This window comes from Micromonospora sp. ATLC20 (assembly GCF_057196585.1).
Genome location: NZ_JBXUOV010000010.1, coordinates 62,770 through 70,859 on the forward strand (window position 1 = coordinate 62,770; position 8,090 = coordinate 70,859).

The window sequence follows — 8,090 nt, forward strand, 5'->3', positions numbered from 1 at the left end:
CATGGCTGACGCACCGGTCGTGGCGGTACGCGGTGAGGCGTACCGGGAGGTGGCTCCCGAGCTGGCCCGGTTCACGGTGACGGCGACGGCGCGGGACCGGGACCGGGAGACCACGCTGACCCGGCTGGCCGAACGGGCCGCCGCGGTGCGCGCGCTGCTCGACGGGGCCGGGCCGGTCGTGGAGCGCCGGGAGACCGGCCAGGTCCACGTCCGGCCGGTGACGAAGCGCGCCGGCGAGCGGGTGGTGGCCTACCAGGGCAGCGTGAGCACCACCGTGACGACCACCGACTTCACCGCGCTCGGCGAGCTGATGCTCCGCCTGGCCGACCAGGAGCAGGTCGAGGTGGCCGGCCCGGTGTGGTCGCTGCGGCCGGACAGCCCGGCCTACCGGGAGGCGCGGCAGGCCGCCATCGCCGACGCGCTGGTCCGGGCCCGGGAGTACGCCGAGGCGCTCGGCGCCCGGGTGGTCGCGTTGCGCGAGCTGTCCGACACCGGGATGAGCGCCGCCCCGCCGATGATGATGGTCGGGGCGGCGTACTCGCGCTCCGGCGAGCCGGAGCGCGAACTGGAGCTGGACCCGGCGCCGCAGCCGGTGCAGGCGGCGGTCGAGGCGCGGTTCACCATCAGCGAGCCGGTGCTGGGCTGATGCCGGCGGCGGAGGTGCTCGGGCTCGACGACCTGGTCGCCCGGGCGCGTGCGCTGGCCGAGGCCGGACCGCGCCAGCTGCTCGGCATCGCCGGCGCACCCGGGGCGGGCAAGTCCACCCTGGCGGAACGGATCGTGGCCGCACTCGGCCCGGTCGCCCGGCTGGTCCCGATGGACGGCTTCCACCTGGCCGGGTCCGCGCTGGCACGGCTCGGCCGGGCGGGGCGCAAGGGCGCGCCGGACACGTTCGACGTCAACGGCTTCGTCTCCGTGCTGCGCCGGTTGCGCCGGCTGGAACCGACGTCGGTGTGGGCGCCGGAGTTCCGCCGGGACCTGGAGGAGCCGGTCGCCGGGGCGATCGAGGTGCCGCCCGAGGTGCGCCTGGTGGTCACCGAGGGCAACTACCTGCTGCTGCGGGACGACCCGTGGGAGGAGGTGCGCACGCTCGTACACCAGATCTGGTTCCTGGATCTGGACGCGGAGCTTCGGCTGCATCGGCTCACCGCGCGCCACGAGGCGTACGGGAAGTCGCCGGAGCAGGCCCGCGCCTGGGCGCTCGGCAGCGACGAGGAGAACGCCCGGCGGGTGGCCGGCACGGCCGAGCACGCCGACCTGGTGGTACGCCTGGCCGACCCGCCGCAGGCGTGAGGCCGGGCGAGGTCAGCCGCCGGTCCGCTGGCGTGGTGACGGCACGGTGCGGCGCAGCAGCCGGGACACCACCGCGCGCTCGCGGGTGAACTCCACCGACTCCGGATAACCGCTGTGGCTGCGGATGGGCGGGTCGGCCACCTCGCCGCCGGACGGGTGCAGCGCTTCCGGGTCGGCCACCGGCACGTCCCGCTGACCGGCACTGACCTGCCAGCCCAGCGGGTCGGTGTCCCGCCAGAAGTTCGTCCAGGCCACGTGCCCGCCGGGCCAGGTGAGCGCGCCGGCCAGCGCCCGCAGCCGTTCCGGCCCGAAGTAGGACGGGAAGACCCGCCCGTAGAGCCGGGTGAGCTGGCAGCCGTAGGAGAAGAACCAGGTCCGCCGTCGCCACCGGCGGGGCAGTTGCAGCAGTACCGCGGCGCAGATGACGGTGCCCTGGCTGTGCCCGGAGAGGATGACGCCGTCCATCCGGTCGCCATGGTGCGGCGGCAGTGCCAGCAGGCCCGCCACCCGGGTCTGGAGTTCCGGTACGGCGCGTTCGGCGTAGCTCGGCGGCGCGAGCGGATGCGCGGCCCGGGGCCAGAACGTGCACACGTCCCAGATCACGCCGACCGAGCGGCGTACCGAGTCGGTGCGGTAGACGAGCAGCCCGAGCGCCGCCATCACCACCGGCAGCCAGCCGAGCAGCGTGTCGCCGCGCTCGGCGGTCCAGTGGATGGCGTTCTGCCAGCCGGACGGGGACAGCGGGCTGGGCCGCTCGCCGGACAGCGCGGCGGCGCAGCAGAGGGTGACCAGGACGGCGCAGAACGCGGCGTAGCAGCCCAGCAGCCGTACCGCGTGCTCGCCGATCAGCCGGTGCAGCGCCCGGTAGGTGCTGACGTCGCGGCAGCGCCGCAGGTCGTGTGCGGACAGGCCGGGGGTGGCGGCCAGCCGGGCGTACTCCACCCGGCGCAGCCGGTGCAGCAGGACGACGGCTCGGATCAGCATCCCGATCAGCGCGGTCAGGCCGATCGCGCAGGCCAGCCCGGCCCAGAAGACGGCCAGCGGCGGCACGACCCGGCTCGGGCCGCTCGGTTCGGCCGACGCGTCGAGCCGGTCGCTGACCCAGTAGAGCAGCCCGGCGCAGTACGCCACCGCCATCATCCAGCCGAACCCGGCGATGACGGCCGGGGCGCAGCCGCGCCAGGCGAGATCGGTGTACGCGCCGAGCGGCTGGGTCGGCACCGCCGGCCGCAGGCGGGGCAGGAACAGTCCGGCGGCGGCCAGCGCGACGGCCGGACCGACGAGCATCCAGGTGCGCAGCTCGCCCGGCGCGGCGGGCAGCACGGGCAGCCCGCGTTCGATCCAGGTCGCGCCGAGCGGCAGCAGCACCATGCCGGCGACGGGGCCGATCAGCGCCCGGCGGCCGGAGCGGTTCGCCGCGGCGATGGCGAGCAGCAACAGCACCTGGTACGCGAGCAGCCACGCGACAGCCGTGTCGTACCCGGGCAGCGACCTGTCGGTGCGGCAGCCGGCGGTGGCCGGCTGCGCCGTGCACCCGTCCGGCGGCCGGTACGCCGACAGCGGCTGCCCGGCCACCCCCTCGGGGAGCAGCAGCAGGGTGAACGCCCCGGCCAGTCCGAGCGCGGTGAGCGCCACGACCGCCGCGCTCCACCGTCCGAGCGGGGTGGCGCCCTGCCGCCGGCTCAGCCACGGCCGGGCGACAGCGATCACGGCGATCACCACCACGGCGGCGAGCAGCGCCACTGTGGGCCAGGCGACGGCGGCCCGCGCACCACGCGGCGGGTCCATGATCATCACGGCGGTGACCGGCACGGCGGCGGCGCTGACCGCCCCGGCGCACAGGTGCAGTACGGCGGCCCGGCGCAGTTGCCCCTCCCCGTTCCAGAACGTCGGGTCCTGGAGCGGGTTCCGCAGCGGCTCACCCGGGTCCGGCCGTCCGTCCGGCTCGCCGTCCTCCCGGGCCGGCGCGTGGTGCGGGTCCGCGGGCATCTGCGCCTCGTACTGGTAGGTGCGGAAGGCGACGAGCCCGATCCCGGCCAGCACGAGCAGTGGCAGCAGCAGGCCGAGCGCGAGCGTCCGGGTGCCCTCGCGCCACCAGGGGTCGCCGAGGAACTCCCACGGCCCGGGTATCTTGCCGAGGCAATCCGCCTCGACGCACTGCCAGGCGATGAGGTCCACGCCCACGCCGGTCACCGTGACGACGAGCGTGCAGGTCAGGCTCAGGCAGAACAGACGGATGAGCCAGGCGGTGATGCCGGACCGGCTGGCCCATCGTTCCTGGTCCGGGTCGGGCGGGATGTCGGCGCGGGCGTGCAGCGCGACGTTCGCCAGCGCGAACGGGAGCATCAGCGTCCACAGCGCCCGTTCCACGTCCCGCCGGGTCCGCGCGCCGGAGGTCAACTGCCCCCAGCTGTACGCCTCGACGGTGATCGGGTCGTCCCGGCCCGCCGCGCTGGACCGGTAGAAGCCGGTGGTCTGACCGCCGGCGACAAGTGTTGGTTGCGCACCGTCACCGTTGGTGCCTGCGGTCAGGCCGAGCAGCTGATCCGGCGGGGTGTTGGAGACCCCGTGCACCCGCAGTTCGAGGACCCGTTCCATTGTGCCTCCCGGTAAACGCACTACTACCCAGAGTGCGCGAGAGGGCGGGAATCCGCATCCGCTGGAACGGTTGTTTCCGCAGCTCAGGACGACTGTCCCAAGCTCCTGATCGGGCGAGCGGGGTTACCCACCGCCACCACGTTCGCCGGCAGGTCGCGCGTCACCACCGCGCCGGCGCCGACCACCGTGTTCTCGCCGATCGTCACTCCGGGCAGCACGATCACCCCGCCGCCGAGCCAGACGTTGTCACCGATGGTGATCGGTTTCGCGGACTCCCACTTGGCCCGGCGCGCCTCCGGTTCCACCGGGTGGGTGGCGGTGAGCAGTTGCACGTTCGGTCCGATCTGGACGTCGGCGCCGATGGTGATGCGGGCGACGTCGAGGAACACCGCGTTGAAGTTGACGAACGCACGCGCGCCGATGTGCGTCTGGTGTCCGTAGTCGCAGTACAGCGGCGGCCGGACCCAGGCGTCCTCGCCGAGCGAGCCGAGCAGTTCGCGCAGCGCGGCGAGGCGGCCCGCCGGATCGTCGGCGGAGCTGCGGTTGAAGCGTTCACTGAGCCGGGCCGCGCGCTCCAGATCGGCGATGATCGCGGGATCGTCGGCGATGTACTGCTCGCCGGCGAGCATCCGGTCCTTCATGGAGGTCATCGTCCGATCGTCCCGGCCCGCTCCGGTGGGTGGTGGCGGTTCCGTCGGATCGGCGACTTCCCGATGCATACGCGGTATGCAATTCTGATACCCGCGTCGATGTGTCTCTCATCGATGAAACGTTCGACGAAGGAGGAAGGTTGCTCCGGAACCGCAGAAAGCTGACGGCGTTCGGCCTCGGCCTGACGCTGGCGCTCGGCCTGCCGGTACCCGCGCTGGCCGCCGCGCCCACCACGCCGACCGGCCCGTCCGCCCGAACCGGGCCGTCCGCCCCGGCCGGCGTCCAACCGGTCACCGTCACCCTGATCACCGGCGACCGGGTCACCGTCGCCTCGGGCGGCCGTGCCGCGGTACGCCCCGGCGCCGGCCGCGCCGGCATCCAGTTCCTGGTCGGACGGGAGCGCGACCGGCTCACCGTGATGCCGCAGGACGCGCTCCCGCTGGTCCGCGCCGGCAAGCTCGACCGGCGCCTGTTCGACGTGAGCGGGCTGATCGAGGCCGGGTACGACGACGCGCGGCGCGGCAGCGTACCGCTGCTCGTGACGTACCGGCCGGGGACGGCCCGGCGGACGGCGACCCCGCTCGCCGGCGCGCGGGTGACCCGCGACCTGCCGGCGATCGCCGGCGCGGCGGTCGTCGCCGACAAGGGTGACACCGGCGCGCTCTGGAAGGCGGTCAGCGCCGACCGCTCCGGTGCCCGGCTCGACGCGGCGGGGGGTGTCGACCGGATCTGGCTGGACGGCCGGCGGCGGCTGACACTCGACCACAGCGTGCCGCAGATCGGCGCGCCGACCGCCTGGGCGGCCGGCTGGACCGGTAAGGGCGTGCGGGTCGCGGTGCTCGACACCGGCGTCGACCTCAGCCACCCGGACCTGGCCGGCAAGGTCGCCGAGTCGCGCAACTTCACCGAGGAGGCGGACCCGGACGACATCGTCGGGCACGGCACGCACGTGGCCTCCACCATCGCCGGCAGCGGTGCCGCCTCGGGCGGGAAGTACCGGGGCGTGGCGCCCGACGCCACGCTGCTGTCCGGGAAGGTCTGCGAGGTCTACGGCTGCACCGAGTCGGCCATCCTGGCCGGCATGCAGTGGGCCGCGGCCGAGCAGCACGCCACAGTGGTCAACATGAGCCTCAGCGGCGGCGACACCCCGGATGTGGACCCGCTGGAGGAGGCGGTCGGGACGCTCACCGAGCAGCACGGGACGCTGTTCGTGATCTCCGCCGGCAATGACGGCGTAGACGGTTCGGTCGGCTCGCCGGCCACCGCCGACGCCGCGCTCGCGGTCGGCGCGGTGGACCGGGACGACGCACTCGCCGACTTCTCCAGCCGCGGTCCCCGGGTCGGCGACGGGGCGATCAAGCCGGACGTCACCGCGCCGGGTGTGGAGATCGTGGCCGCGCGGGCCGCGCACGGCCAGATCGGCGACCCGGTGGGGGACCGGTACGCCTCACTGTCCGGCACGTCGATGGCCGCCCCGCACGTCGCCGGCGCAGTTGCGCTGCTCGCCCAGCAGCACCCCGGCTGGACGCCCGAGCGCTACAAGGCGACGCTGATGGCCTCGGCGAAGCCGCACCCGGAGCAGACCGCGTTCCAGCAGGGCGCGGGCCGGGTCGACGTCGCCCGCGCGATCACCCAGCAGGTGACGAGCGAACCGGCCTCCGTCTCGTTCGGTGTGGCGGCCTGGCCGCACACCGACGACAAGCCGATCAGCCGGACCGTCACCTACCGCAACGGCGGGACCGCCCCGCTCACGCTCGACCTGAGCACCCAGTTCACCGGACCGGGCGGGCGGACCGCGCCGGCCGGCATGCTGACTCTCAGCGCCTCCCGGCTCACCGTTCCGGCGGGCGGCAGCGCTCAGGTGACAGTGGTGATCGACACCCGGCTCGGCGGCGCCGACGGCTACTGGACCGGCCGCCTGCTCGCCCGCGCCGGCGACACGGTGGCGGTGACCCCGCTCGCTGTCGACCGCGAGGTGGAGAGCTACGACCTGACCGTGACCCACCGCAACCGCTCCGGCGCCCTGACCGACGGCTACTACACCGTTCTGCTGGGGCTCGACGGCGGCAGCTACCGGGACGTCTACGGCGCCGGCGGCGAGACCCGGATCCGGGTGCCGAAGGGCCGGTACGGCGTGCAGAGCCTGATCTTCGTCGACGGTGACCAGGGCTGGTCGGAGGTCTCCTTCCTCGCCCAGCCGGAACTGGTGGTGGCCGGGAACCAGCGGCTCACGCTGGACGCCCGGCGGGCGAAGCCGATCCGCACCACGGTGCCGCAGCGCGGCGCGGCACCACTGCTGATCGACCTCACCGCGGCCTGGGGATTCGGCGACTACTACAACAGCTTCGGGCTGTGGACCGACCGGTTCGAGGGCCTCTACTCGGCCCAGATCGGCCGCACTGTCTCCGACAAGGTCTTCGTCGGCGCGCTCGCCAGCCAGTGGGCCGAGCCGACAGCGCCGGAGCGCAGTCCGTACTTCTACGGCCTGAACGACCTGTTCCCGGGCCGCTTCCCGACCGGCTTCGTCCGGCACTACCGGACCGCCGACCTGGCCACCGTCGCCAACCGGTTCGCCGCCGGCTACGCCGGGATGGAGAACGAACTGGTCGTCTACGCGGAGCGCGACTACAACATGGGCGGCTCGGCGATCGTCCTGCCGGTCCAGGTGCCGGGCAAGCGGATCGACCACCTCAGCGTCACCCGGACCCGCTGGAGCGCCGAGCTGGCCTTCGGTGAGCGCTCCGAGGAGGGCTGGCTGGAGCCGCGGGCGGCGCTGGAACGAGTGCCGACCCGCTACCGGGCCGGGCACAGCTACCGCGACGAGTGGAACAAGGCCCCGTTCGGCCCGTCGTTCCCGCAGCCGCAGTGGCCGGAACAGGGCATCACCCGGACCGGCGACACCGTCATCGTCTCGCTGCCGGTGCACAGCGACGCGGCCGGGCACCCGGGCGGCTCGCTCAACGACACCGAACACACCCGGCTCTACCGCAACGGCAAGCTGGTCGACGAGTCGCCCTACCCGGGGTACGGCGAGTTCACCGTGCCGCCGGGAACGGCGAACTACCGGCTGGAGACCAGTGCGACGCGCGGCTTCACCGACCTGAGCACCGAGGTGTCGGCGAGCTGGACGTTCCGCTCCAAGCGGGTACCGGGTGACGTGCCGGCCCGGCTGCCGGCCATGGCGGTCCGGTTCACCCCGCCGCTGGCGGTGGACAGCTCCGCCCCGGCGGGCCGGACGTTCACCGTGCCGGTGACGGTGCAGCGTCAGCCCGGCGCGCCGTCCGGCCGGGTCGTGGCGCTCACCGTCGACGTCTCCTACGACGGTGGCAAGACCTGGCAGAAGGCGGCACTGAAGAAGCAGGGCGGGGCGTGGACGGCCACCGTCCGGCACCCGGCCGGCCCCGGGTACGCGTCGCTGCGGGCCACCGCCCGCGACGACGCCGGCAACACCGTGACCCAGCGGATCATCCAGGCGTACCGCCTGCGGTGAGGCGGGCGGCGGGGGGGGCGGGGGCGGGGGGGGGGGGGCGCGGCCGGCGGGGGGCGCG

Annotated in this window: 5 protein-coding genes; 3 read left to right on the plus strand and 2 right to left on the minus strand. The window is 74.3% G+C overall.

Annotated features, from left to right (window positions below; translation table 11 throughout):
- Window position 1 precedes the first annotated feature (1 nt).
- On the plus strand, window positions 2–646 hold the full coding sequence (locus tag AC2CHG_RS04555) for an SIMPL domain-containing protein (RefSeq protein WP_366622287.1): 645 nt from the start codon (window positions 2–4) through the stop codon (window positions 644–646).
- On the plus strand, window positions 646–1,293 hold the full coding sequence (locus AC2CHG_RS04560; RefSeq protein ID WP_262013988.1) for a nucleoside/nucleotide kinase family protein: 648 nt from the start codon (window positions 646–648) through the stop codon (window positions 1,291–1,293). Before AC2CHG_RS04555 ends, AC2CHG_RS04560 begins: the two co-directional genes overlap by 1 nt.
- A gap of 12 nt (window positions 1,294–1,305) precedes the next feature.
- Here AC2CHG_RS04560 and AC2CHG_RS04565 read toward each other — a convergent pair whose 3' ends face one another.
- On the minus strand, window positions 1,306–3,891 hold the full coding sequence (locus AC2CHG_RS04565) for a hypothetical protein (protein WP_484524199.1): 2,586 nt from the start codon (window positions 3,889–3,891) through the stop codon (window positions 1,306–1,308).
- Window positions 3,892–3,974: 83 nt separating this feature from the next.
- Window positions 3,975–4,541, minus strand: a complete 567-nt coding sequence (locus tag AC2CHG_RS04570) for a sugar O-acetyltransferase (RefSeq protein ID WP_366622291.1) — start codon at window positions 4,539–4,541, stop codon at window positions 3,975–3,977.
- Window positions 4,542–4,681: 140 nt separating this feature from the next.
- On the opposite strand from AC2CHG_RS04570, the gene AC2CHG_RS04575 reads away from it, so the two are divergent.
- Entirely contained in the window at window positions 4,682–8,032 is a 3,351-nt protein-coding gene (locus AC2CHG_RS04575; RefSeq protein WP_484524200.1) for a S8 family serine peptidase, read from the plus strand.
- The last annotated feature ends 58 nt before the right edge of the window (window positions 8,033–8,090 follow it).

What these genes read in the sequence shown, in the direction of transcription:
- AC2CHG_RS04555 (WP_366622287.1), top strand. Translation starts at nt 2, where the DNA reads ATGGCTGACGCACCGGTCGTGGCGGTACGCGGTGAGGCGTACCGGGAG.
- AC2CHG_RS04560 (WP_262013988.1), top strand. Translation starts at nt 646, where the DNA reads ATGCCGGCGGCGGAGGTGCTCGGGCTCGACGACCTGGTCGCCCGGGCG.
- AC2CHG_RS04565 (WP_484524199.1), bottom strand. Translation starts at nt 3,891, where the DNA reads ATGGAACGGGTCCTCGAACTGCGGGTGCACGGGGTCTCCAACACCCCG.
- AC2CHG_RS04570 (WP_366622291.1), bottom strand. Translation starts at nt 4,541, where the DNA reads ATGACCTCCATGAAGGACCGGATGCTCGCCGGCGAGCAGTACATCGCC.